General features: G+C 70.1%; 25 protein-coding genes. 8 read left to right on the top strand and 17 right to left on the bottom strand.

Annotated features, from left to right (window positions below):
* The 3 genes from AQI88_RS43520 to glgB form a co-directional block, all read left to right on the top strand.
* Positions 1-157, top strand: a 157-nt coding sequence (locus AQI88_RS43520; protein ID WP_208615893.1) for an alpha-glucosidase C-terminal domain-containing protein, incomplete at its 5' end; no start/stop codon positions are given.
* A 93-nt stretch (positions 158-250) separates the two neighbouring features.
* Positions 251-1,654: a maltokinase N-terminal cap-like domain-containing protein gene (locus AQI88_RS24800; protein WP_208615889.1), complete on the top strand. Its 1,404-nt coding sequence runs from the start codon at positions 251-253 to the stop codon at positions 1,652-1,654.
* Positions 1,651-3,978 (top strand): 1,4-alpha-glucan branching enzyme, encoded by a 2,328-nt coding sequence (gene glgB / locus AQI88_RS24795; RefSeq protein ID WP_079057771.1) that lies wholly within the window; start codon positions 1,651-1,653, stop codon positions 3,976-3,978. The genes AQI88_RS24800 and glgB overlap by 4 nt, the downstream gene beginning before the upstream one ends.
* A 126-nt stretch (positions 3,979-4,104) precedes the next feature.
* On the opposite strand, the gene AQI88_RS24790 is transcribed toward glgB, so the two are convergent.
* The 4 genes from AQI88_RS24790 to AQI88_RS24775 form a co-directional block, all read right to left on the bottom strand.
* Positions 4,105-6,330, bottom strand: a complete 2,226-nt coding sequence (locus AQI88_RS24790; RefSeq protein ID WP_208615892.1) for a HelD family protein — start codon at positions 6,328-6,330, stop codon at positions 4,105-4,107.
* Positions 6,331-6,499: 169 nt separating this feature from the next.
* Positions 6,500-6,814: a thioredoxin gene (gene trxA / locus AQI88_RS24785; protein WP_067003176.1), complete on the bottom strand. Its 315-nt coding sequence runs from the start codon at positions 6,812-6,814 to the stop codon at positions 6,500-6,502.
* Between the two features lie 14 nt (positions 6,815-6,828).
* Complete coding sequence (locus AQI88_RS24780; RefSeq protein ID WP_067003174.1) at positions 6,829-7,257, bottom strand: MerR family transcriptional regulator; 429 nt, start codon at positions 7,255-7,257, stop codon at positions 6,829-6,831.
* A 42-nt stretch (positions 7,258-7,299) separates the two neighbouring features.
* Entirely contained in the window at positions 7,300-7,821 is a 522-nt protein-coding gene (locus tag AQI88_RS24775) for an Lrp/AsnC family transcriptional regulator (protein ID WP_208615888.1), read from the bottom strand.
* 45 nt (positions 7,822-7,866) lie between these two features.
* Here AQI88_RS24775 and AQI88_RS24770 point away from each other — a divergent pair, with 45 nt between their 5' ends.
* Positions 7,867-8,781, top strand: coding sequence for an NAD-dependent epimerase/dehydratase family protein (locus tag AQI88_RS24770; protein ID WP_079057777.1), 915 nt, complete (start codon positions 7,867-7,869; stop codon positions 8,779-8,781).
* A 1-nt stretch (position 8,782) separates the two neighbouring features.
* Positions 8,783-9,688 (top strand): aldo/keto reductase, encoded by a 906-nt coding sequence (locus tag AQI88_RS24765; protein WP_067003168.1) that lies wholly within the window; start codon positions 8,783-8,785, stop codon positions 9,686-9,688.
* A 3-nt stretch (positions 9,689-9,691) separates the two neighbouring features.
* On the opposite strand, the gene AQI88_RS24760 is transcribed toward AQI88_RS24765, so the two are convergent.
* The 7 genes from AQI88_RS24760 to AQI88_RS24740 form a co-directional block, all read right to left on the bottom strand.
* Entirely contained in the window at positions 9,692-11,119 is a 1,428-nt protein-coding gene (locus AQI88_RS24760) for a DUF6177 family protein (RefSeq protein ID WP_067003165.1), read from the bottom strand.
* Complete coding sequence (gene eccCa / locus AQI88_RS24755) at positions 11,116-15,123, bottom strand: type VII secretion protein EccCa (RefSeq protein WP_067003163.1); 4,008 nt, start codon at positions 15,121-15,123, stop codon at positions 11,116-11,118. Before eccCa ends, AQI88_RS24760 begins: the two co-directional genes overlap by 4 nt.
* Positions 15,120-16,133 (bottom strand): MinD/ParA family ATP-binding protein, encoded by a 1,014-nt coding sequence (locus tag AQI88_RS24750; RefSeq protein ID WP_244184290.1) that lies wholly within the window; start codon positions 16,131-16,133, stop codon positions 15,120-15,122. Before AQI88_RS24750 ends, eccCa begins: the two co-directional genes overlap by 4 nt.
* A gap of 382 nt (positions 16,134-16,515) precedes the next feature.
* A complete protein-coding gene (locus tag AQI88_RS24745) occupies positions 16,516-17,832 on the bottom strand; it encodes an EsaB/YukD family protein (RefSeq protein WP_244184291.1) in 1,317 nt (438 codons plus the stop codon).
* Between the two features lie 46 nt (positions 17,833-17,878).
* Positions 17,879-18,172 (bottom strand): hypothetical protein, encoded by a 294-nt coding sequence (locus AQI88_RS47875; protein ID WP_079057769.1) that lies wholly within the window; start codon positions 18,170-18,172, stop codon positions 17,879-17,881.
* Between the two features lie 7 nt (positions 18,173-18,179).
* Positions 18,180-18,356 (bottom strand): DUF397 domain-containing protein, encoded by a 177-nt coding sequence (locus tag AQI88_RS43510; protein WP_079057768.1) that lies wholly within the window; start codon positions 18,354-18,356, stop codon positions 18,180-18,182.
* Positions 18,353-19,234: a helix-turn-helix domain-containing protein gene (locus AQI88_RS24740; RefSeq protein ID WP_067003159.1), complete on the bottom strand. Its 882-nt coding sequence runs from the start codon at positions 19,232-19,234 to the stop codon at positions 18,353-18,355. Before AQI88_RS24740 ends, AQI88_RS43510 begins: the two co-directional genes overlap by 4 nt.
* 160 nt (positions 19,235-19,394) lie before the next feature.
* On the opposite strand from AQI88_RS24740, the gene AQI88_RS24735 reads away from it, so the two are divergent.
* From AQI88_RS24735 to AQI88_RS24725, 3 genes are all read left to right on the top strand, one after another.
* Positions 19,395-19,856 carry an ATP-binding protein gene (locus tag AQI88_RS24735; protein ID WP_067003158.1) on the top strand — a complete coding sequence of 154 codons (462 nt, stop codon included), beginning with the start codon at positions 19,395-19,397 and terminating at the stop codon, positions 19,854-19,856.
* 62 nt (positions 19,857-19,918) lie between these two features.
* Positions 19,919-20,272 (top strand): hypothetical protein, encoded by a 354-nt coding sequence (locus AQI88_RS24730; RefSeq protein WP_067003155.1) that lies wholly within the window; start codon positions 19,919-19,921, stop codon positions 20,270-20,272.
* The gene (locus AQI88_RS24725; protein WP_067003153.1) at positions 20,265-20,516 is read left to right on the top strand and encodes a hypothetical protein; all 252 of its coding nucleotides are present in this window, start codon (positions 20,265-20,267) and stop codon (positions 20,514-20,516) included. The genes AQI88_RS24730 and AQI88_RS24725 overlap by 8 nt, the downstream gene beginning before the upstream one ends.
* A gap of 70 nt (positions 20,517-20,586) precedes the next feature.
* On the opposite strand, the gene AQI88_RS43505 is transcribed toward AQI88_RS24725, so the two are convergent.
* The 6 genes from AQI88_RS43505 to AQI88_RS24695 all read right to left on the bottom strand — a co-directional run bounded on the left by AQI88_RS43505 (position 20,587) and on the right by AQI88_RS24695 (position 25,022).
* A complete protein-coding gene (locus tag AQI88_RS43505) occupies positions 20,587-21,063 on the bottom strand; it encodes a hypothetical protein (protein ID WP_079057767.1) in 477 nt (158 codons plus the stop codon).
* A 155-nt stretch (positions 21,064-21,218) separates the two neighbouring features.
* Positions 21,219-21,671, bottom strand: coding sequence for a hypothetical protein (locus AQI88_RS24715; protein ID WP_067003149.1), 453 nt, complete (start codon positions 21,669-21,671; stop codon positions 21,219-21,221).
* A 30-nt stretch (positions 21,672-21,701) separates the two neighbouring features.
* Positions 21,702-23,915 (bottom strand): ICP22 family protein, encoded by a 2,214-nt coding sequence (locus AQI88_RS24710; RefSeq protein WP_067003147.1) that lies wholly within the window; start codon positions 23,913-23,915, stop codon positions 21,702-21,704.
* A gap of 2 nt (positions 23,916-23,917) precedes the next feature.
* Entirely contained in the window at positions 23,918-24,316 is a 399-nt protein-coding gene (locus tag AQI88_RS24705) for a DUF6507 family protein (RefSeq protein WP_067003145.1), read from the bottom strand.
* A gap of 34 nt (positions 24,317-24,350) precedes the next feature.
* Positions 24,351-24,662 (bottom strand): pore-forming ESAT-6 family protein, encoded by a 312-nt coding sequence (locus AQI88_RS24700; RefSeq protein WP_107118654.1) that lies wholly within the window; start codon positions 24,660-24,662, stop codon positions 24,351-24,353.
* Between the two features lie 30 nt (positions 24,663-24,692).
* Positions 24,693-25,022, bottom strand: coding sequence for a hypothetical protein (locus tag AQI88_RS24695; RefSeq protein WP_067003218.1), 330 nt, complete (start codon positions 25,020-25,022; stop codon positions 24,693-24,695).
* Positions 25,023-25,138: the final 116 nt, after the last annotated feature.

Raw genomic sequence — 25,138 nt, 5'->3', positions numbered from 1 at the left:
GCAGCCCACGGAGCTGGACCTGAGGCGGTTCACGGGGCGGCATCCGGTCGAGCTGTTCGGCGGGGTGCGGTTCCCCGCGATCGGCGAACTGCCGTACCTGCTGACCCTGGCGGGGCACGGCTTCTACTGGTTCCGGCTGCGCCGGGACGCGGCGTAGCCCGGCCGGGTGGGGCGGCCGGCGGTTTCCGCCGCCCCACCCGGGGCACGCATCTCTCACACCCCGACGACCCGGGGAAAGGACGTGACGCCCATGGCGGAAGCGCTCACCCCCTCCGGCACCACCGGTACGACCGGTCACCTCCTCGCTTCGCTCCAACCCCTGTTGCGCGAGTGGCTGCCGAGGCAGCGCTGGTTCGCGGGCAAGGGACGTCCGGTCACCGGGTTCACCCCGCTGGCCGCCACCGAACTGCTGCCCTGTGAAGGCCGGCTGGGCCTGTACCACCTGCTTCTGCGCGTCCACCAGCCGCCCGTGCTGGGCGCTCCACCGCACCCCGGCGACTGCTACCAGCTGCTGATAGGAGTGCGCGAGGCGCTGCCGCCCCGGCTGGCGCCCGCGCTGATCGGACACGTGACACGGGGGCCACTCGCCGGACGCACGGTGTACGAGGCCCTGTACGACCCCCGGCCCGCCGAGGTGCTCCTGGAAGCCCTGCGCACCCAGGCACGCATCGGCGGGCTCCGTTTCGAACGGGACCGGCGCCAGGAGATCCGGGACGGACTCGTGGCCCGGCTGATGACCGCCGAGCAGTCCAACTCCTCGATCGTCTACGGCGATACGTTCATCCTGAAGCTGCTGCGCCGGGTCGTGCCCGGCGTCAACCCCGACCTGGAGCTACCGCTCGCCCTGGCGCGCGCGGGCTGCGCCCGGGTGCCCGCGCCGACGGCATGGCTCCATGCCGAGCTGGACGCGCAGTCGTACGCCCTGGCCGTACTCCAGCCGTTCGTGAGCGGCGCGAGTGACGGCTGGGAGCTGGCGCTGCGCGAACTGGCCAAGGGGGAGGACTTCGTCGCCGAGGCCCGGGCGCTGGGCCGGGCCACCGCCGAGGTGCACTCCGCCCTCGCCCAGGCCCTGCCCACGGTCACGCTGGGCCAGGCCCAGCTGCGGCTGCTGGTGGACGGCATGACCGAGCGGCTGGAGGCGGCCGTCCAGGCGGTGCCCGCGCTGCGGCCGTACGAGAGCGGGCTGCGCTCCGCCTTCACGGCACTGGCGGGCCTCGCGGCCGAGGGGCGCACCTGGACCGCCCAGCGCATCCACGGCGATCTGCACCTCGGCCAGTGCCTGCGCCCGCCGTCCGGCCCGTGGTCGCTGATCGACTTCGAGGGCGAGCCGGCCCGGCCGCTGGCCGAGCGGCGCCTGCCGCAGCCTGCGGTGCGGGACATCGCCGGGATGCTGCGCTCCTTCGACTACGCCGCCCTCTCGGCGAGCCCGCCCGCGCCGCAGTGGGCGCACGGCTGCCGGGCCGCCTACTGCTCCGGGTACGCGGACGTCACCGGCCGCGACCCGCGTACCGACCCCGTGCTGCTGCGCGCCTATGAGACCGACAAGGCCATCTACGAGGTGGTCTACGAGGCCCGCCACCGCCCCGACTGGCTGCCGGTGCCGCTGAGTGCGGTGCGCCGTCTCTCCCTGCCCGACCAGGAGGCTCGTTCGTGACCCCCAAGGCCAAGAAGGAATCCGCGGCCAAGAAGGACACCACGGTCAAGAAGAAGACCGCCGCCAAGAAGGTGCCGGCACAGGAGGTCCCCGGGAAGGCGAAGGTGTCCAAGAGGGTGCCACGGCAGACGGTTGATGTCTCGCCTGCCGTGCCTGCCGCCGACCGTGAGCGGCTGCGCCACGGCACCCACCACGATCCGCACTCCGTCCTCGGCGCCCATCCGGTCCCCGGCTCGGTCGCCTTCCGGGTCTTCCGCCCGTACGCGCAGGCGGTCACCGTGGTCCTGGGCGACCTGCGGGCGGAGCTGCACGACGACGGCGACGGCTTCTTCTCCGCGCTGCTCCCGCTGACCGAGGCCCCCGCCTACCGGCTGCTCGTGACGTACGACGGCACCGTCCACGAGACCGAGGACGCCTACCGCTTCCTGCCCACGCTCGGCGAACTGGACCTGCACCTGGTCGGCGAGGGCCGGCACGAGCAGCTGTGGCAGGTGCTCGGCGCGCACGTCATGACCCACCAGGGCGTGACCGGCACCCGGTTCTCCGTGTGGGCGCCGAACGCGCGGGGCGTGCGGGTCGCGGGGAGCTTCAACTTCTGGGACGCGACCGGGTGTCCGATGCGCTCACTCGGCTCCTCGGGGGTGTGGGAGCTGTTCGTGCCCGGCATCGGTGAGGGCGAGCTGTACAAGTTCGAGATCACCCGCCCGGACGGCTCACGCACCCTGCGCGCCGACCCGCTGGCCCGCCGCACGGAGGTCCCGCCCGCGACGTCCTCGATCGTGCACGCCTCGCACCACGAGTGGGGTGACGCCGAGTGGCTGGCCCGGCGCGGCGACACTCCCGTGCACGAGGCGCCGCTCTCCGTGTACGAGGTCCACCTGCCGTCCTGGCGCCCCGGCCTGACCTACCGGCAGCTGGCCGACCAACTGCCCTCGTACGTCTCGGAGACGGGCTTCACCCATGTGGAGCTGATGCCGGTCGCCGAGCACCCCTTCGGCGGCTCCTGGGGCTACCAGGTCACCGGCTTCTACGCCCCGACGGCCCGCCTCGGCACCCCGGACGACTTCAAGTACCTGGTGGACCGGCTGCACCAGGCCGGCATCGGCGTCCTGATGGACTGGGTCCCCGCGCACTTCCCGCGCGACGAGTGGGCGCTGGCCGAGTTCGACGGGCGCCCGCTGTACGAGCACCACGATCCGCTGCGGGCCGCCCATCCCGACTGGGGCACCCTGGAGTTCGACTTCGGCCGCCGCGAGGTGCGCAACTTCCTGGTGGCGAACGCCGTGTACTGGTGCGAGGAGTTCCACATCGACGGGCTGCGCGTGGACGCCGTCGCCTCGATGCTCTACCTCGACTACTCGCGCGAGCCGGGCCAGTGGGCGCCGAACGAGCACGGCGGCCGGGAGAACCTGGACGCGGTGGCCTTCCTGCAGGAGATGAACGCCACCGTCTACCGGCGCTGCCCGGGCGTGGTGACCATCGCCGAGGAGTCGACGGCCTGGGACGGCGTCACGCGCCCCACCCATCACAAGGGGCCCAGCGGCTTCGGCGGGCTCGGCTTCGGCCTGAAGTGGAACATGGGCTGGATGCACGACTCGCTGGAGTACATGGCCCATGAGCCGGTGCACCGCAAGTACCACCACCACGAGATGACCTTCTCGATGGTGTACGCGTACAGCGAGAACTACGTCCTGCCCATCTCCCACGACGAGGTCGTGCACGGCAAGCGGTCCCTCGTCTCGAAGATGCCGGGCGACTGGTGGCAGCAGCGGGCCGACCACCGCGCCTACCTCGGCTTCATGTGGGCCCATCCCGGCAAGCAACTGCTGTTCATGGGGCAGGAGTTCGCCCAGGGTGCCGAGTGGTCCGAGGCGCACGGCCCGGACTGGTGGCTGCTCGACCCGTCCTACGGCGCCGAGGCCGACCACCGGGGCGTGCGGGATCTCGTACGGGACCTGAACGCTCTGTACCGCACGACCCCGGCCCTGTGGCAGCGGGACACCGACCCGGCGGGCTTCCAGTGGATCGTGGGCGACGCGGCGGACGACAACGTCTTCGCGTTCCTGCGCCTGGACGCCGACGGCAACCCGCTGCTGGCCGTCTCCCACCTGTCCCCGGTGGTCCGGCACGGGTACCGCATCGGTGTGCCCGAGGACGTCCCGGCCTGGCTGGAGGCGCTGAACACCGACGCGGCACGCTACGGCGGCGGGGGCGTGGTCCACCCCCATCCGGTCAAACCGGAGCCGCAGGGCGCCCATGGCCGTCCGGCGAGCATCAGGCTGACGCTGCCGCCCCTGGCGACGGTGTGGCTGCGGCCGGCGTAGGTTTCTCGCCCCCGCCGCCCCTGCCCGTCCCGTCCCCAGGGGCTCCGCCCCTTCGACCCCGCCAGGGGGCTCTGCCCCCTGGCCCCCCGCTCCTCAAACGCCGGAGGGGCTGACGTGCCGGCTGATCTACCCAGCCAGCGCCTCCGGCAGCTCCCCGGTGTACAGCACCCCGAGCCGTTGCGTGGCCCGGGTCAGGGCCACGTACAGGTCGCTGGTGCCGTAGCGGCCCGGCTCGACCACCAGGACCGAGTCGAACTCCAGGCCCTTCGACTGCCGGGGGTCGAGGAGGACAACCGCCTGTGCCAGGTCGGGCTCGGTGCCCGCCGTGACGCCGTCGAGCCGGGCCGCCAGGCGGCGATGCAAGTCGCGCGGGGCGACAACCGCGAGCCGGCCCTCGGCGGGGGTGAGTTCGGCGACCGCCTCGGCGACCGCGCCGGGCAGGTCGTCGCCCGCGTCGCGCACCCAGGGCCGTACCCCGGTCGAACGCACCGAACTGGGCGGCTCGAAGTCCGGGTTCTCGGCGCGGACCACGGCCGCGGCCAGGTCCATGATCTCGGACGGGGTGCGGTAGTTGACACCCAGCCGGGTGTGCTCCCAGCGGTCCTCGGCATAGGGGGCGAGGATGTCCTCCCAGGAGCCGACGCCGGCCGCCTCCGCGGTCTGCGCCGGGTCGCCGACCAAGGTCATGGACCGGGTCGGGCTGCGTCGCATCAGCAGCCGCCACGCCATCGGCGACAGCTCCTGCGCCTCGTCCACGATGATGTGACCGAAGGCCCAGGTCCGGTCGGCCGCGGCCCGCTCGGCGGCGCTGCGGTGGTCGGCCTCCTCCTGCCGCTCGGCGAACCGCTCGGCGTCGATGATGTCGTGGGCGGAGAGGACCTCCGAGGCGTCCGGGTCATCGTCCTCCTTGTCCTCGAACTCGTAGGTACGGGAGGCGTACGACACGTCCAGGACGCCCTGGGCGTAGGCGACCTGGGTCTCGCGTTCCCGGTCGGCGCGGGCACGGGCCAGCCGGTCGTCCTCGCCGAGGAGTTCGGCGGCCTCGTCCAGCAGGGGCACGTCGGCGACGGTCCAGGACCGGGTCACCGGGCGGCGGATCGCCTCGGCGTCCGCCTGGGACACGTATCCCTCCGGTTCCGCGAGGAAGTCCGCGACCAGCCGCTGCGGCGTGATCCGGGGCCACAACTGGTCGACGGCCGACCAGACTTCGGGGTTCTCGGCGAGTTCGTCGCGGATCTGCGTGACGTCGGAGGCGTCCAGCAGGCTGCTGCCGTCGTACGGGTCGGTGCCCACGCGCTCGGCGTACAGCTCGGTGAGCGTGTTGAGGATGTGACCCTCGAAGTACTCACGGGACGCGTTGTGCGGCAGCTTGGCGGCGCGGGTGCGCTCGCGGGCGACGCTCACGAGACCGTCGTCCAGCATCAGGACCTCGCGGTCGTGCTCGATCGCGATGACCGGATCGGGCAGGGCCTGCCGGTCCCGTACGACCGCGGCGAGCACGTCGGCCATGTCGGCGCGGCCCTTCACGGCGGCCGCCTCGGGGGTGTCGGCGGCGGCGGCCTTCACGCCGGGGAACAGCTCGCCGACCGTGGCCAGCAGCACGCCGGTCTCGCCCAGGGAGGGCAGCACCTCGCCGATGTAGCCGAGGAAGGCGGGATTGGGGCCGACGATGAGCACGGCGCGGCGGGCCAGCAGCTCGCGGTGCTCGTAGAGGAGATAGGCCGCCCGGTGCAGGGCGACCGCGGTCTTGCCGGTGCCGGGTCCGCCCTCCACCACCAGCACCCCGCGGTGCGGCGCGCGGATGATCTCGTCCTGCTCGGCCTGGATGGTCTGCACGATGTCGTTCATCCGGCCGGTGCGCGCGGAGTTGAGTGCGGCCAGCAGCACGGCGTCCCCGGTGGGATCCTCGTGGCCGGTGCGGGTGGTGTCGCCGAGGTCGAGGAACTCGTCGTGCAGGGAGGTGACGGTCCGGTCGTCGGTGGAGATGTGCCGGCGGCGGCGCAGGCCCATCGGGGTGTGACCGGTGGCCAGGTAGAAGGGGCGGGCGACGTCGGCCCGCCAGTCGATGAGGACCGGGGTGCGCTGGGCGTCGTCCTCGCGCAGCCCGATCCGGCCGATGTGGTGGACGGCGCCGTCGGCGAGGTCGATCCGGCCGAAGCAGAGCGAGCCGTCGACGGCGTTCAGGGCGGCGAGCAGCCCCGAGCGCTCGGCGACCAGGATGTCCCGCTCCAGCCGCGCCTGCATGGGCTTGTCACCCTGGGCGAGCGCGTCCGTGACCGAGGTCTCGGCCTCTCCGAGCAGAACGTCCACGCGCGCGTACAGTCCGTCGATGAATTCCTGCTCGTGCCGCAATTCATCGTCTGGAAATTCGGTGTTTGACAATTCCGCTCCCGCCCGGATATACTGTGCTCACTGAACTTCTTTGCGACTCATTTGAATTGAAGTCGCGAACCACTGAATATACGCACAGAAATCCCCCGAGCGCAATTGCTCAGGGGATTTTTTCGTGGGCGGCTCCGCTTTACAGCACGTCGGCCAGTTCCTCCAGCAGCCGCCGCTTGGGCCGGGCGCCCACCATCGACCGCACGGGCTCACCGTCCCGGAAGACCATGAGCGTCGGCGTCGACAGCACACCGTAGGCCACCGTCGTACCGGGATTCCGGTCCACGTCCAGCTGGACGATCTTCAGCCGGTCGCCCTCCTCGAAGGCGATGTCCTTCAGCACCGGCGCCAGCTGCCGGCACGGCCCGCACCAGTCGGCCGTGAACTGCACCAGCACCGGAAGGTCCGCGCCGATCACCTCCGCCTCGAAATCCGCGTCCGTCACTTCGGCCAATCCGCTCACCAAGCTCACCGCGTCAGCCCTCCCAGCTCGCATGCGGGTTCCGGACCGCCCGGAACCAGCGCCTCGGCGGCCAGCTCGTCCCGGGCCTGCTCGGCCCGCTCCAACTGCCCGGCGACCGTCTCCCGCACCGCCGTCAGCTGCCCGATGAGCGCGTCCAGCTCGTCCAGCTTGCGCCGGTAGACCACGAGGGACGCGGGGCAGGAGTCGCCCTCCGGATGCCCGGCCCGCAGGCACTCCACGAACGGCCGCGTCTCCTCCAGGTCGAACCCGAAGTCCTGCAGCGTCCGGATCTGCTGGAGCAGCCTGAGGTCGCCCTCGTCGTAGGTGCGGTGCCCCTTGTCGTCGCGGCGGGCGGGCAGCAGCCCCCGTGCCTCGTAGTAGCGCAGGGTGCGGGTGGTGGTCCCGGCCCGTGCGGCCAGCTCGCCGATTCGCATACCCACGACCGTAGGCGTTGACGTCGGCGTCAAGGCAAGAGGTCAAGGCAGGACGGGCGGCAGCAGAGGCTTCCGGCGCACCGGCGAGGACAGCACGATCGAGGTCGTCGTACGCCCCAGGACCGAGGTCTGCTCCAGGATCTCCTCCAGGTGCACGGTGTCGGCGACGGCGACCTTGAGGATCCAGCAGTCCTCGCCGACCACGTGGTGCACCTCGGTGATCTCCGGCCGGTCGATCAGCTCCAGGGTCCTCGGGTGCTTCAGGGTGTAGCCGCCGTGCGGGTTCACCCGGATGAAGGCCTGGATGCCGTAGCCGAGGCGGGCGGGCGCGACCTGGGCGCCGTACCCCTCGACCACGCCCGCCGCCTCCAGCCGGCGCACCCGCTCCGCCACGGCCGCCGGGCTCAGACTGACCCGCCGCCCCAGCTCGCTGAGCTTGATCCGCCCGTCGCTCTGCAGCAGTTCGAGAATCTGCCGGTCCACCCCGTCGAAGGCCACTGGCGTTTCGTTGGCGACGGCCCGCAGATGCCGTGGTTCTTTCGGTGCGGTTGCCGTATCTCCCATGTCTCCCCCTTCAGAGGCTGCTGTGCCGCCCGGAGAATTATGGTCATGGGAAAGACACGAGAGGTACTGGTGATCGGCGGCAACCGCTATTTCGGCAAGCGGCTGATCGCCCGGCTGCTCGCGGCCGGTGACCGGGTCACGGTCCTGAACCGGGGCTCGGCGGCTCCGCCCGCGGGCGCGGTGCACCTGGTCGCCGACCGGAACGACGAAGAGGCCCTGGCCGAGGCGATCGGCACCCGCGTCTTCGACGTCGTCCTGGACCAGGTCTGCTACACCCCGCGCCAGGCGGCGACGGCCCGCCGCGTCTTCGCGGGACGCACCGGCCGCTATGTGATGACGTCGACGGTGGAGGTGTACGAGCACGAGGACTCGGAGACGCTCGTACCGGAGAGCGCGGTGGACCCGGCCACGGTCGCGGTGAACCCGGAACTGCCGTGGGACGACCCCGAGTTTCTGGAGGCGCACTACGGCGAGGGCAAGCGGCAGGCGGAGGCGGTGTTCGCGGCGGCCGGCCCGGACCTGCCGTTCGTGTCCGTCCGGGTGGCCCATGTCCTGGGCGGCGACGACGACTTCACGGGCCGCCTCGACCACTACGCGGACCGCATCCGCACCGGCGCCCCCATAGCTGTACCCCCCGTCCGGCACCCGGCGACCTACATCCACGTCGAGGAGATCGCGGACTTCCTGTTCTGGACGGCGGGCGAGGACTTCACGGGCCCGGTGAACGCCGCCTCCCACGGAGAGCTGGACGTCGAGGAACTGTGCACGACGGTGGCGGCCCGACTCGGCACAGTCGAGCCGGTGTTCGAGGCGACCGACTCCACCGAGGTCTCCCCCTTCGCCTTCCGCCGCCGCTACGGCATGGACAACTCCCGGGCCACGCGGCTCGGTTTCACCTTCGGTGACGTACGGCAGTGGCTGCCGAAGGCCGTCGCCGAGACCCTCGGAAAGGACGACTGACATGCGCTACCGCACCCTTGGCGGCCTGAAGGTGAGCACGATCGGGCTCGGGGCCATGCCGCTGTCGATCGAGGGCCGGCCGGACGAGGGGCGCGCCCTGGCCACGGTGCACGCGGCCCTGGACTCGGGCGTGACCCTGCTGGACACGGCCGACTCCTACCATCTGCCGGGCCAGGACCCCGGCCACAACGAACTCCTCCTCGCCCGCGCCCTCGCGGCCTACGGCGGTGACACCGACGGCGTACTGGTGGCCACCAAGGGCGGCCGGGGCCGTCCGGCCGACGGCAGCTGGACGGTGACGGGCTCGCCCCGCCATCTCAAGGCGGCCGCCGAGGCCTCCGCGAAGCGGCTCGGCGTCGAGGCGATCGGCCTCTACCAGCTGCACAAGCCCGACCCGGACGTGCCCTTCGAGGAGTCCGCCGGCGCGCTGCGCGAGCTGCTGGACGCGGGCACGATCCGGCTGGCCGGCCTCTCCAACGTGGACGCGGACCAGATCCGGCAGGCCCGCGCGATCCTCGGCGACCGGCTGGTGTCGGTCCAGAACCGCTACTCCCCCGAGGTCCAGGACAGCGAGCCCGAGCTACGGCTGTGCGCGGAGCTGGGACTGGCGTTCCTGCCCTGGAGCCCGCTGGGCGGCATCTCGCGGAGCTCGCTGGACGGGCCGTCGGGGCTGAAGGACGGCACGGAACGGTTCGCCGCGTTCCACGGTGTGGCGAGCGAGCGCGGGGTGAGTCCACAACAGGTGTGTCTCGCCTGGCTGTTGACGAAGTCGCCGACGGTGATCCCGATCCCGGGGGCAAGCCGTCCGGAGACCGTCCGGGACTCGGCGGGCGCGGCGGAGCTGGTGCTGAGCGAGGAAGAACTGGCGCGGCTGACGGCGGCCGCCCCGGCGATACAGGCTCGGTAGCTATTACGAACCGAGGACGCCCGGACCGTTTCTGAGGTGGTTGGCGAGGTTCCGGAGTGCCGTCCAGGCTTCGGCGTCGGTTCCGTCGCCGAGCGAATAGTGGAGCGCCGGGCAGCTGGGGGAGCCGAGTTGCCGGGGTTTTGTGGCGAGGGGCGGGCGGCGGGCGTGGGTGAGGCCGATCGTGCGGATGTCGCGTGGCCCGAGGGTGAAGGAGACCGGGAGGGGCGGGGCTTCCAGATGCGCGGGCAGGGTGAGGTCGGCGCGAGCGTGGCGCAGGGTGGTGAGCATCGTCGTCAGGCCGTGCTCGTCGACCAGTAGCGTGGCGAGGGAGTCCAAGGTGCCGAGGGGGACGTCGGCGGGGTCGGCATGGCCGAGGGTGAGGGTGGTGTCTTCGGCGATGCCGGCGGTGGTGCGCGTGATGCGGTGAGTGGCGATGGCGGGGTGGTCGGGGGCGCCGACGGCGACGAGGTGAGTGGGGGCGGGAGCCCGGTCGCGGGCGAGGTCGGTCAACTGGCGTGTGGACCAGGGCAGGTTGACGGGTTCCGCAGTCCCCCATCCGGCGGGCGGTGCTCCGGTGAGGTGGTGCCAGGCGGCTTCCAGCGCGCGGCCGAGCACGAGGTCGGTGTCGGCCGCGTGCAGCGTGCGGAAGGAGACGGTGAGCTGACGTTGTCCGGCGGGCGTGGCGGCGGCGGTGAAGGCTTGGGCGACAGCGGAGTCGATCGGCATGAACGTGCCGTCGCGCCAGGCAAGTTGGACGCCGGACAGGCCGTCGTAGTAGCCGCCCGCTGGCTCCTGGATCACCCAGCGGTTGGGGGCGCCGCCCAGCGCGGTGCGCAACGGCAGGGTGAGGCGCACATGGGGTGGCGTGACGAGGTGGAGGGCGCGGTTCGCCTGTGCGGTGATGCGCAGAATGTCCGAGAGCCATGCGGTGAGAGGGATGACAGGGCGGTCGGCCAGGACGACGGCGGTCGAGTCGGTCAGGACGTCGACGGCGGGGAGGCCCGGGGTGTGTGGCTCGGCGGGGTCCGGCTGCTCGTCTGCCGAGTCGTCGGGGACCGCGACGCGTGCGGTGTGCGCCGCCTCGGGCGGCCAGGTGGTTCCGCCGAGCAGCATCGTCAGGCGTCCGCAGACGGAACCCGCGAGGGACTCCGCCTCGGGGACGGCCGTGGAGGCCCGGGTCTCGGTCCACCAGAACGGTGGTTCGGGCGTGGTCGCTCGCGGGCCGAGGAGGCGCTCTGCCTCGCCGGGCACGTGGACGAGCAGCGGGGCCTCGACCGAGACGAGCGGGAGGCCCGCCGCCGTGCACAGCTGGATGACCGCGCCGTCGTGCGTGGCGGTCAGGCTCAGCTCGGGGCCGCCGCCGTACAGGCCTGTCAGAAGCGACCTGGTGTCCGGCATCTTCGGGGTGAGCGCGATGACGTCCTTGGTCACGCCGGGGTCTCCATGGGGTCGGTATCGGCCGCGAGAGCCGTCTGGATCAGCTGGTGGCGGCGTCCGCGGCGAACCAGAGTCCCCCGGCCCGGCGGTTGCGCGGAGGCGTACAGGCCCGGGAAGAGCTGGCCCTCCGTGCGGTCTCCCGTCATCACGAACGCTGTCGCACCGGTCTCGCGCAAGGTCGTCAGGAAAGGCTCGTACAGCGCACGCGAGGCGCCCGCGACGCGGCGCGCGACAACGAAGTGCAGTCCGATGTCCTGGGCCGAGGAGATGTACGGCAGGAAGGGGGCGAGGGGCTGCTGGCCCGCCGTGGTGAGGATGTCGTAGTCGTCGACGAGGATCACGATCCGTGGCCCGGTGAAGGCCGGATCGTCGTTCGTCGCGTCGGGATCTGCGGATTCCGGGAGTCGCTTCTCCAGCTCGGCCGCGATGCCGGTGGCGAGCGCGGCGGACAGCTTCGCGTTGTGCGCGTAACCGCCGCGGTACGGCTCCGGGATCACACCCCGAAGGCCGCGCCGTGGGTCGAAGACGCCGAAGACCAACTCGTCCTCGCCGTGGCGGTCCACGAGCGCGCGGGAGATCAGCTTGAGGAGGTTCGTCTTGCCGCACTCGTTGTCGCCCAGGACCAGGAGGTGCTGGTCAGCGCCGAACAGGTCGAGGACGACCGGGGACAGGGCGTCCTGGTCGACTCCGATCGGCACGGCGCGCGGTACCGCGGCGGTGGAGGGCAGACGCCCTGCGGGCAGCCGCGTGGGCAGCACGCGTACGGGAGCGGCCGGCTCACCGTGCCAGGTGGCCCGCAGGGAGCGGACGGCCTCTTCGAGGGCGGGTGCCAGGTCCGCCGTCGAGCCGAGCGCGTCGAGGCGCGGCAGCGCGACGTGCCCGAACAGTCTGCCGTCGGTGAGGGCACGGCCCGGGGTGTCGGCCGACAGGGTCTCGGACAGCTTGCGGTCGATGGAGGAGTCGGCTGGGTCGTTGAGCCGCAGTTCGATCCGGCTGCCGAACATCGACTGGCCGGCGATGCGCACGTCGTTCCAGCGGAGCATGCCCGCCACGACATGGATACCGTAGCCGCTGCCGCGTTTGAGGAGTTCGGCCACCGCGTCGTCCAGCTCGGCGAACTCGTCGCGCAGCGCGCCGAACCCGTCGATGAGCAACACCACGTCCGTGGACCCGAGCCCCGGCAGCAGGCCTTGGGCACGCAAGCTGCGCAGTTGGTCGACGGAGTCGATGCCGTGCTCGCGGAAGACGGCTTCGCGCTCGGCGAGCATGCCGCGCACCTCGGCGACGGTGCGGGCGGCACGCTCGTGATCGGCGCGCCCGGCGATCCCACCGACGTGCGGCAGCCCGGACAGGGCGCTCAGACCGCCGCCGACCAGGTCAAGACCGTAGATCGCGACGTCGCGCGGCGTGTGCGTCAGGGCCAGGGACAGAGCCAGGGTGCGCAGCAGCGTGGTCTTGCCGGACTGTGGGCCGCCGATGACGGCCGTGTGCCCGCCCGCCGTGTCCAGGTCGTGCACCCACCGGCCCTGCCACTGCCGCGCCGGCACGTCGAGCACACCGAGCGGAACCCGCAAAGGCCCGTCCCTGTGGGCGAGTTGCATCCCGTCCGCCGATGCCCGCACCGGCCCGGCCGCCCTGGCCAGCGTGACGGTGTCGGGCAGCGGCGGCAGCCAGATCCTCCGCACGGGCTCAGCCGCGCCCACGAGCTGCTCCACCACGGTGGACAGGACGGTAGGCCCGCTCTCCCGCTCGCGCGGCGCGACCGCGCCGTCGTCCCCCGCCGCCCCGGCGGCGGTCGCCACGGTGTTGTACGACGGATACGCCCAGGCCAGCGGCTCGTCGGCGGCAGCCGCGTCGCGCGGCACGGGTGCGCGGTGGGCACCGGAGACGAAGCCCGCCTTGAACCGCGCGTACGTCGATGTATCGACTTTCAGATAGCCGAAACCAGGCAGCGGCGGCAGGTTGAAGGCGTCCGGAGTCTCCAGAACCGTACGCGACTCATCGGCCGAGAACGTGCGCAGACCGAGCCGGTACGACAGATACGTCTCCAGGCCCTTCAGCTTGCCGCCCTCGATGCGCTGGCTGGACAGCAGCAGATGCACGCCGATGGAGCGGCCGATCCGGCCGATGGAGAGGAACAGGTCGATGAAGTCCGGTTTGGCGGTGAGCAGTTCGCCGAACTCGTCGATGACGACGAACAGATGCGGGAGCGGTTCGAGGTCCGGGCGCCCGGTGTCACGCAGCGCGCGGTAGCGCCCGATGTCGGCGATGTTGCCCGCGTCCTTCAGGACCTGCTGGCGCCGCTTGATCTCACCGGCCAGTGACGTGTGCACGCGCTCGACCAGACCGGCCTGGTTCTCCAGGTTCGTGATGACACCGGCCACGTGCGGCAGGCCCGTGAACGGGGCGAAGGTGGCGCCGCCCTTGTAGTCGACCAGCACCATCGCCAGATCCTCGGGCGGATGCGTCGTCACCAGCGCGAGCACCAGGGTGCGCAGCAGCTCGCTCTTGCCGGAACCGGTCGCGCCGACGCACAACCCGTGCGGGCCCATGCCGAGTTCGGATGATTCCTTCAGGTCGAGCAGAACCGGCTCGTGCCGGTCGTCCAGCCCGATCGGCACCCGCAGGAAGTCACGGTCGCCGCGCCGCGCCCACTGCCGCCCCAGGTCCAGGGCGGCCGGATCACCGATGCCGAGCAGTTCCGGGAAGTCCACCGGGCCGGTCACCGGCGTGCCCTCGGCGGCCGACTCGCGGGACAGACGCAGCGGGGCGAGCATGCGTGCGAGCCCCTCGGCCGCCCCGGCACCCACCGGATCAAGGACACCCGAGACCCGCACGGCACGCTCGCCCCGCAGATCCTCGACCACGACCCGCTCCCCGTCGACGGTGATCCGTACGGACACCTGATCGGGCTCGTGCACCCGCTCGGCGAGCAGATGCAGCACGGTCACGCCCATGTCGCCAAGGTCCACAGCGGTGTCCGGACGGGGCAGCTCGGCCGCGTTCTCACCGTACTCGTCACTCACCACGAGCAGTCGGCTGCCGAGACTCAGTGCCGTGCGGTCGGAGAGCCCGCGCCGCACCTCGGCGGCGTACGAGGAACGCTTCTTCAGGTCCGCGCCGAGGAAACGTGCGAGCTGGGCGAGATCGGGCGCGATACGCCGAGCGGCCACCGGACCGTCCTGCGTGTCGGGGTCGAGGACGTGCGGCAGCCACTTCGCCCATTCCCACTCCGACATGCTCTCCCCGGGCACGCCGAGCGCGAGCGCCATGTCGTCCGGCGCATGCGTGACGGAGGCCTGCACGAGCAGCGCCCGCGCGACCTGAAGTACGTCCTCGCGCTCACCGACCACGCTCACGTTGCCCGCACGATCCAGCGGCACCTGCAGCGGATGGCCGGCGATGGTCACGAACCGGGCCTGCAGCGCCCGCGCCTCGTTCAGCATGAACGGGTCAGGGGGCGTGAGCACCCCACTCGCCGAGCTCTGCCCGACCGCCACGTCCTGCACCGGTACGTCACCGACGCCGACCCGTACCCGAAGGAAGTCGGCGTCCGTACGCCGGCGCTCCCACAGCCGGGACGGATCTCGTACCAGGTCGTACAGGGCCGACGGCGGCGGATTCAACTCCCGTGCGGCACACCGCCGTTCCCGCTCGGCCGCGCCCAGCTCCTCGCGCAGCTCCTCCAGATACTCCAGATACCGTTCGCGCTGCACGCGCCGCTGCCGCTGCGCCTTGCCGCGCTGCGACAGGAACAGCGCCACGGCGCCGAGCAGCGCAACGACGAGAACGACAGCGCCCAGCCCCGCGAACTGGCTGGACCGGATGACGGTCATCATCACCACGGACGACATGACACCGGCCATCGGCAACAGCGCCGTGGCGGCGCTGCCCATCTTGCCTTCGGGCAGGTTCGGCGGCGGCTCGATGGTGCGCGCCTCGGCCGGCGGCAGCGGGCGGGTGGCCCGGGCGGGACGGTGGACCAGGTGCTGCGTCATCGGACTTGCACCGCCCACTGAAGTGCCTCCGCCGCGAGCTGCGTGGCCGCGCGGCGCGTGGCCGAGCCGAGCAGCTCCGTGCGGATGGGTCCGCCGGCCGCGAGATGCCGGTCGTAGGGCAGGTGCACGATGGTGGTCCCTGTCTCCCGCAGATGCGCCGTGGCCGTCTTCAGGTCGAGGTTCGGATCGGGTGTGCCCGAGGTGAGGGCGACGACGGTGGATGCGAGGGCGGCGTGCGGCAGCTGGGCGAGCCAGTCCAGGACGACGCGCGTACCGCCGACGCCCTCGGCGGTGAGCGGAGCGACGACCACGCGGGCGTGCGCGGTGTCCATCGCGGTACGGGCCACTTCCCCGGGCAGCGTCTCGCAGTCCACGACCGTCACGGCGAAGTAGCGGCGCAGCGCGAGCGTCACCCTGCGGTAGGTGGGGATGTCCAGCAGGGCACCGACGCGTCCCTGGCTCGCGGGCAGCAGCCAGCCGCCGTCCGAGACCGGCACCAAGTACCCGGTTACGTCGGTGAGTTGCATGGACGGCGTGAGAATCTGGGCCAGCTCGGCGCACGACCAACGCACCGACTCCGCGCCCATCCGTACCGGCAGCGTGCCGAGCGCTGCGTCCGCCTCCAGGGCGAGCACCGGATCGTGCCGGTAGTGGTTGAACGTACGCGCGAGCAGCGCGGCGACCGTCGTCTTGCCGACGCCACCCCGGATGGACGTGACGGCGATGACCCGGCCCGTGGTGACCGGCTGCTGCAACTCCCGCCCGATCCGTGTCTCCTCGGCGACCTCCTGCGACGTCGAGGAGGCGAGCCGACGGATCGATTTTCCGGTCCGTCGCACGACGGAGTCCCCGTGCAGTGGCCTCCCCAGTGCGAGGGCGAGGCGCGGGTCGATGGTGGGGACGGACTTCGGGGTGGGGAAGGGGAGGGTCGGGCTGCCGGGACGGTGGCGGACCGCCGGGGTGGCGCTCTGCTCGGGCGGGGCCGGGGCGGGTTGCCCTTGGGTGTTCAAGTGCTGGTCGGGAACGGGCGCGTACGTTCCCGGAGCGGTGGGGCCCGTTTCGGGGAGCCGAGGCTGGGTCACCGTTTGCGGCGCGCGGTCCGGCAGGGGTGCCGGCTGCTGGGGCCGCTGCCCCGGTACGTCACCGGGGGTCGCCGCCGACGCCGTGCCCGGGAGGTGCGGCTGCCCCGGGTTGGGGCGCTGTTCGTCGGGGTGACGGACCGGGAGCGGGGCCTTGGTGTCGGCCCCCTCCTTCTACTCACCCACATCCACGTGCTCCGGAGCGGGCGGACCGGGCGTTGCCGACGCGCCGCCCCGCAGTTCCCGCAGCACCTCGTCCTGCCAACCGCCCTGAGCCCCGTTCATCCCTGCCGCCTCACGCTCACGGTCTCGCTCACGCGAAGGTGCCGAGCAGCCGCCCGTACACCCCGAAGACGCCGATCACCAGCGGGAACAGCGCGATCACCCCGACCGACTCGACCATGTCGCCGAACCGGCGCAACCGCACCCGCACATGCTCGGGGGGCTGCACCACGAGAACGGCCAGTGGAACAAGCGCCAGCACAACGAGCGCCGCGAGCGGCCCGGCCGCACCGGACCGCTCCATCCACACCCAAGCCAGCCGTACTGCCACCACCGTGGCCGCCGCGAACAGCGCGACGACCTCGGGGACCAGGGGATATGCCCGCGCCCGCAGCGCGAGCACCAGCGCGACGGCGACTACGAGCAGCACCGTCCACACCGTCGTCGTATGCAGCACGAGCACCCCGGCGACGGCGGCGGACACCGCCGTGACCATCGTCGCGAGCGCGAGCCCCCGGTGCGTGGCCGCGAGCGCCGTGGACACCTGATAACGGCTCACGGACGAGCCGCCCGAGCGCCGGTCGTCGAGCCCTGCGAGCCCCGACGCCATCAGCGCGAACCGAGGCAGCAACCCCAGGACGAGCACCGACACGACGACGAGCAGCGCACCGGCCCGCGCCGCCGGCTCAAAGGCGAGCGCGATCTCCCAGCAGGCCGCGCCCCCGGCGAGCGCGGCGGCCCCGAAAACCCCGCCGCGTCCGAGTGGCGAGCACCATCCGAGCAGCACCAAGGCGACAGCCATCGCCCCGGCGACACCGGCAAGCCGCACCGCCCCCGACCAACCGTGGGCATCCCCGAGGCTCCACACCCCGAACACACCCAGCACGCCACCGGTGACGACAAGCGTGCCGGCAAGCCCGCGCAATCCGGCCCGGCCGAGCACCGCACCCGCGACCGCGCCGAGCACGGCGACAACGACCAGCACGACACCCACGGTCTGCGCGGCGAACTCCTGCCGCGCAAGGAAGGCGGCGACCAGCGCCCACCCGACCACCGCGTTCCCGGCGACGACGCGCCGCGCGGCGGGCCCCCACCGCCAGCCCCGCACGTCGAGATCGTCGGCGGCCTCATCGCTCACGTCGTGTACGACGGGCGCGGAGGGCGCGTCCTCGACGCGCACGAGCCGCAGCACGGCACCATCCGCCACAGCCGCCGACTCCAAAGTAGCGTCCGGGTCCAGGACACTGCCGTCGCCGGTCACCAGATGACGCGTTTGCGGCCGCGCACCCACCTGATCGCCCAGCAGCCGCATAACTTCGGGAAGCAGCCGCCCGATAGGCTCATTCGACGGCAACACAAGGTCGACGCGCCGACGCTCCCCCACCAGTGTGACCCGGCTCAACGCCAGTCGCGTACGGCTCGATGCCCCCGTAGATATCACGTGTTCGAACTTATCACCGGGGCGAAGACGTGTCGGTTGATGTTTCGGCCGGTGGCGAGGACGGGACCGTGGTCGAGGGCCCGTAAGGACTCGAACTCCCGCCGACCACCCGATGCGAAACGAACGACCACCCCACGCACCCGGCACACATCACCGCAGCGATCACCACACCCGCAAACGCCTTGCCCAGCCGCTCGTCCGCAGTGCGCCGCTGCCGCTGCCCGCCGAAGAGCACGGCATCCCGCAGCCGGCGACGCCGGACGGAGACGGACTCGAGTAGCTGGCTGTCGTAGTCCTGGGCTGACATGCCGACCTCAGACCAACGCCGCCGTGAACTTCACCCATGCCCTCGGGGCCAAGCGGAGTATGGGGCCGTCAGGGGTCTTTGAATCACGGACGGCGACGGTGTGGGGGATGTTGCGAGCGACTTCGACGCATTCGCCGCTGCCGCTGCTGTAGCTGGACTTCGCGAAGTCGAATCTAGTGGTCAACGCATTCCCTCGCTGATGCTCTCAATCAGTCTGAGCGAGTCCTTGGGAGCCAAGCTCAGCCTTGCGGTCCGGTCGAAGAACGAGCCGTACGTAGTGCTCTCGGACTCGCTTTCGATCCATACCGTAGCCGCGATGCTGTCGACGTGGACCACGTCCACAGCCTGGGCCTCCGCGAAGGAGATGATATTGAAGGCTCCTGCCATGCAGGCGTGGCCGCCCGCGTGGAAGGGCAGTACCTGGATACGCACGTTGGGGAGTTGGGCCACGTCGAGCAGGTGCTGCAACTGTGTGCGCATGACCTCGGGACCGCCGATCTGCTGCCGGAGTGCGGCCTCCCAGATCACCGCGTACACCTGAAGCGGATCGGGCCCCGATAGCCGGTCCTGGCGCTTCATCCGTACGTCCACGACGCCCTCGATCTCATCGGGGTCCGCCCACAGTCCTTCGCTGACCACAACGGCCCTGGTGTACTCAGGGGTCTGGAACAGGCCCGGAATGAATGCCTGTTGCCATGTCCGCACCTGACTGGCGACATCCTCCATGGCGATGTACTCGGCGATCGCCCCAGCCTGCGGTGCGTGCTGCCACCATCCCTTCGCCTTGCGGCGCTCCCGATCCAGCCGGGCCAGGTTCAGCATGCGGGCCAGAGCCTTGGGCTCGTCCAAGCCGTAGAGCTCGCACAGGGCGCGGATATCGACGTCCCGCATCGGCACCCAGCCTCGCTCCATCTTCACGATCTTCGAGTTGGTCGCATTGAGGACATCAGCGGCTTGCTGCTGGGTCTTTCCTGCAGCATCACGCAGGCGCAGCAGTTCGCTACCCAGTCGGCGCCCCAAGACAGTTGACGACCGGTTACCAGTCGGCACGGATCCGTTCACGGGATCAGTCTCGCGCTTCCAAGACTCTCCCGTCACCCGTTGGAGACAATTGTCTCCAAGCTGATTGCATCGAAGTCATTGGTCTCGCTACGGTCGATACTCAACCGCTCACCTGGCGGCGCCACTTGGTAAACACGACGGCACAAGGAGGTGCGCGTCCATGCCCGACGCCAACCCCGCCCCCGAACCCCTCCTCCACGAAGACCAGCTCGACTACACCCCCGTCTCCCGCAGCATCGCCCTCGCCCGCCACCGCACCGCCCGCCTGATTGCGGAGTGGGGCCAGCCGATCCTCGCCGGAGACGTCACCCTCGTCGTCAGTGAGCTGATGACCAATGCCCTGCTGCACGGCAGCGTGCGGGGACGCCTCATCAGGCTGCGGATGACCACCACGACCACCGCGCTCCGCGTCGAGGTCAGCGATCCCCGCAGCGAACGGTTGCCCTGCGTCCGTGACGCGACGGGCGAGGACCAGTTCGGGCGAGGGCTGCTGCTGGTCGGGGCACTGGCGGACGACTGGGGTGTGCGACCACGGGCGGGCGTGGGCAAGACCGTCTGGGCGGAATGGAGCCTCGGCCTCGCCCTCTGTAGTGGCCATCCGCTCGCGAGCACGCGGGAGTGACGGGAATGGCGCTAGCGTGGGCCCGTGCCGGAAGGACGCTGGACGAGCGGAAGGGGCGACCGATGACCACGCCGTACGCGGACGGAGACGGCCCGCTCATTCCCCGACCCGAGCTGACACTCCCGGCTCTACGACAGGCCGTGGCGACGGTCGCGCCCTCCCGCCTGCCCGAGTTCTTCGAAGACCTTCAGAAGGCGTTCGTCCGAGCCGGCGACGAGGACAGCGTCGTACCCATCCGGATGTTCTACCGACAGTGGGGCGTCGTGGTCGAGATCGAACGGCACCCCGAGGCAGCCCATCGGCTACACGCCGCCGAGGAGGCCATCAGCAGCCCCAACCCGGACGTGCGCGAGCGCGCCATCCGCGAGGCCGCAGAGATCGTGCGCGCCGCACACCGCGAGGTCGCCGGTGGCTGACTGGCACTGGGAGCTGTTCCAGGACGACCTGCTGGACGGGCTCCCGGACACGGCATGCGCCGAGACCGAGCGGCTCGCCAACGAGGTCGCCGTACGCGAGTCGATGGTCTTTCTGGAAGGAGCTGCTTACACCGGACCGGGTCCGGGCGTGCGGACCGAGAGCCGGGGGCTGCTCATGCTCACCTACCTGACCGACGTCCGTGGCGAGCGGATCGTGGTCGTACAGGTGAGCTGGTTCGGCTGAGGGACGGCCGGATCGGTCGAAGCCTCCGAACACGCGGCGGGCACAGGGATGACCGGGCGTGGACGTGGATCTACGACGGCCAGACGACTGTTTCGTCTCGCACTACCAGCGGCTCGGGCTGGCGCTCTTCATAGAACCGGATCCATCCCAGGTCAACGCTGCCGTCGAAGCGTCGGTGCCGGTCGCTGGCCTTGGTCGCGAGCCAGCTGAGGAGTTCACCAGTACGCTCGAAATCGTCTGGGTGGACTTCCTGCCGGCTGGTCAGAGCCCAGCCACCATGTCCTGTGGCCTGCCGACGCAGCAGCACCGAGACGAGTGCACCCCCCACCTTGCAGCCTTCACCGTGGTGGCCCAGAAGAGGCTCAGGATGGTCCTCGATGACGGGCTCCCCGTCTTCGCCCTCTACCACGACCGGAAATTCGGTCACGATACGGAGAGTCTCCGGCATGCGTCCCGTTCCGAGGTGCCATCGAAGCTCCGCGAGTTCCTCCACCGACAACTCGTCCGACAAGTCCAACGCAAGCGTGAGCTCAAATATGTCAGCCATAGCCGCACAGGCTAATAAATCTACTTGAGCCTTCGCTTGACGACACAGGTGATCTGACAGAGGTCGGCGGCGGCAAGTTTGGTGATCTCACCGCATGCCGGCAGTCAGATGCAGGCGCACGTTGCCCCAGACCAGCACCATCGGTCCAATCGCCCTCACTCAGCCTCGCCAGCCTCTGAGGCGAGACGCAAGGTGAGTTCAGCTGTGGCCAGCATGCGGACGATCTCGATGGGGCGTGCGGAAAATTCCATCTTCACGATCTCGAAGGGGTCGATCTGACGGGTCTGCCCATCGACCCCGATTGCCTCGATGAGATAGCGGTAACCGACAGGACCCGCAGGATCGTCCATGAGAGCCCAACGTGCGCCGTGCCTCTGGATGAGAAAGTCAGCGAGGAACGATACCAAATCGACATGCAGCGTGATCCAGTCAGACTCCTCAAAATCATCCAGGGGAGCACGTGACGCATAGTCGTCCAACACCGCAATGACACTCATTGGGTCACGAGTATAAATCTCGGGAGACACCCCAAGCATGTCCGCAATATCGATGGCGTTTCGGCGCCTCTCCGCACCCCATTCCTGGAGGTCCGGTTCATCCGCGTTCACTACGACTTGCACCTTTCATGCTGTTCACGGCTATTTAGGGGGAGGCCCATACTCTACGAAGATGATGCGAGCCTGGATGAGGTAGTTCCTCAAAGCCTGTGACGGAGACGCGTGCAGGAAGACCCACCGAGGATCATACTTGGGATCCAATCGCCGCAGCGTCAGATCTTTGTTGATTTGCTCGATTATGCCGTCACTCAAGGGGACTTCACCCCTTACGGCGCGGCTACTGCCGTCCTTGAATTTGATCGTTCGCCATCCAAGATAATGCTTTACTTCCACGGCCAGCGTGCGGCCGCCCGGCATATCCACCGGAACATCGACGTTACGACCCCCTCGTCCCTTTACAGGGTAGTAAGGGTGATCGTGGGTGGGTACGCCATAGTGCCGCTCGGGCGCACCGCCCGCAATCTGGCGGGCGTAGTCCTCCGCGCCCTTGTAGCGTGCCCGGCTGTGGCGCATGGCCTGCATCTCGCGCAAGGTTCGATCGGCCGTACCCGGCGGCAGCGCACGGCGCGTGAAATCGGGTTCGTCCTCGGGGCTTCCGCCTGTGTGAGCTTCGGACCTGTGGTTGCTCTCTTCGGCAGGTGGATCATGCGCCTCCCGCGTATCCGCAGTGTCGTGATCGGCCGACGCGTGGTGGGGTTCGGAACTGTGGACACCGTCGCCGTATCCGGCTCCAGCGGAGCCATGCCCTGCTCTTCCACTGCCGACTCCGGGTCGCTCAAACGATTCTCCGCCAGCGGATCCGTTGGCAGAGCCGTCACGCGAGACCGCCTGGCCGCCGGCGTTCTTGCCCGTCTGCCCCGACTCCCGCCCGCCAGGCCGAGCGGCACCAGCACCATGTTCCGCCCGTGCATCGGCCCCGACCAGCTCACGCGAGTGATCCGCACGGGCAGGAGAATCCAATTCGTTGCGGTCGTTCGCCGAGAGTTCGTGCGCCGCTTCATCCGCGTGCTGGCGGAGGCTTCCGTCGGCGTTGAGGATGTCACCGTCCCGAGTGAGGTAGACCAGGTTGCCCTTGGCGTCGATGTCCGGGACGGCATCGTCAGGAATGCGGCGGGCGGATTCCGGTAGTGCGTACTTCTCCGGAAGGTCCAGATACGCCCCGGTCTGCAGATTCTTCAGCCGAGTGAACGTGTCGCCGACCTTGACGAAGGCGAACTTGCCCGCCTTGCCGACATACGTCATGGGGTCGAAGGCCCGGCCGACCTTGCCGACCGCCGCCAGGGTGCGGGTCGCTGCGCCTGCCTCGCCAGCCCCCCTTACCGCTGCGCCGGCGCCCTCGGTGCCGACCACCGTCAGTACGTTGAAGCCGGCGGCGCCGGCCGCGCGGGCCGGGTTGGTCTTCCACTGGTCGTAGGCGACGAAACCTTTCATCGCCTGCTTGTGGACCGTGCGCGAATCACGCAGCCAGGAGGGCAGTTTGTCGTCCGGGAGCAGCCACCAGGCGCCCATCGTGGCGCTGGTGAGGGAGGAGGCGGTGCTCAGCTTGGCGAGGTTCTTCCAGGCCTCGCCGGCCGCGTGCCAGCCGTCCTTGCCGAACATGGTGCCCAGGCCCTTGATCGTGCCGATGACACCGTCGTGCCAGACGCCGTCCCACACCTGCTTGGACTGATGGGCCAGCCAGGACCAGCCCTCGTACTCCCGCTCAACCGGCGCACCCCAGGGGGTTTCCTTGGCGTGGTCGAGATCGTCGGCCCTGTAGCCGTACATGTTCTTGCCGTGCGAGCCGTCGTCGGCGGTCAGCTTGTGCCCGCCGATCAGCGCCATGACCTTGTTGTAGGCAGCCCGTTCGGCGGTATGAAAGGCGGCAACCGTGTGGTTGACGTCGTGCCACAGGTCGTTGTTGTGGTCGACCTTGTCCTGGTCCTTGCGCCAGTGCTCGTCCCCAGCCACCGAGTTCACGAACTCTGTGGCATCGGCCTTGAGCGCGTCCAACTTCTTGACCAGAGGTTGGACCTCGATGCTGTAGTCCGACAGTGCGTCGGCGACCTTCTCCAAGTCATCGGCGAACGCGTCCGACTTCTGCTTCACCGGAAGCGTCGTGGCGAAGAGCTGCTCCGCCTCCGGTGCCTTGTAGAACGCGGACAGGCCCTGGAACTCGGTGTGCACATCCGAGCCGGAGGCACGGAACTGGCCCGCGTCCGCCGTCATCAGCATCACATCGGTGTCCAGCGTGGCCAGGTCGCCTATGAAGTGCGGGATCCCGGACGGATCGATGAGCTTCGCCTCGTCGCCCATCCCTACCGGCCCTCCGTGCCCCGGCCCGTCTCACCCTTGCCGGGCAGGTCCACCTTCGGTTCCTTGGCCGCCTCCTGCTGCGCGTTCACCGCCTGCTCGATCGAGCCGTGCACATAGTGGCGGGTGGCTTGGTCCGCACCGTTCAAGGACTTCGACGTCCGCTTGGCGATGTAAAGAAGGTCCCGGTTCCAATGCTTCGCGAACTGGGCCAGTGCCGAACCGACCAGCCCGGCCGTGCTGGTGTACGGGCCGTACTGATCGGTCAGAGTCCCCGCCGCCGAGGCCGCTTCCTCCAGGTTGCCCTGCATGGCCGAACCCGCGTCCGACAGGTCCTTCGCAGCGGCCCCTGTCTTGGACAGCACGCTGTACACACCGGCCGGATCGATGTCCCACCCCGTCACAGCATTCCCCCTAGTCCCCGTATCTGCTGCCGCGTCAGCCGATGTTGTCGACCGCCGCCTTCGCCTTGGCCAGCGTGGCCTGCGCCGTCCCGTCGTTCTTCTCCAGCGTGGTGCGCACCAGCCGGATGATGTCGCGGACCTCGCCTGCCGCCTTGTGCCAGCGGACTTCCTTGCCGTGGTACTCGTCCGACACGCCGTCAGCCTGGTAGTCCGCCATCGCGGCCTTCACCGCACGCTCGCGGTCGCCCAGCACGGTCTCCAGGCGACCGATGATGCCCTGCAGGCTGCTCTGTACGTCGGCGGAGGCACCGGTGTCGTACGAGCGACGATCCTGGTTGGCCATGATGTTCACATCCCCCTTGCGGTTCGGCCATGTTCAGCCGCGGAAGCGGGCCGCGTCGAAGTTCGCGGCGCTGATGGTCTGGTGCGCGTTGTCGGCCTGTTCCTGGTCGCCGGTGACGAACGCCGTGTCCATGCCCGACTGGCCGCCTAGGATCGAGGCCAACGACCCGTTCAAGGCGGCGGTGATCTCATCCGCACGCCGCTTGAACGAGTCGAACATGACCTTGCCGTCGCCGTTGAACTTCCCCTCCAACGGCTGCGCCGCGGCAATCAACTGCTGGATCAGCGCGCCCAGATCGTCACTCGACCCGCTCGTGCTCTGCCTCAGCGTCGCAAGCGTCGACGCCCCCATGTCGAACTTCATCAGCCCACCCCCGTACGTCACTTACGTGCCATGACATCGAACACATTCTCGCACAAGGGGTTGCACAAGCAACGCGGTTGATCGGCGTATGGCGTGATCCGGCCAGTCGACGGCGG

This window comes from Streptomyces cellostaticus, from assembly GCF_001513965.1.
Lineage (GTDB): Bacteria > Actinomycetota > Actinomycetes > Streptomycetales > Streptomycetaceae > Streptomyces > Streptomyces cellostaticus.
This window is presented reverse-complemented; position numbering and strand designations above follow the sequence as displayed.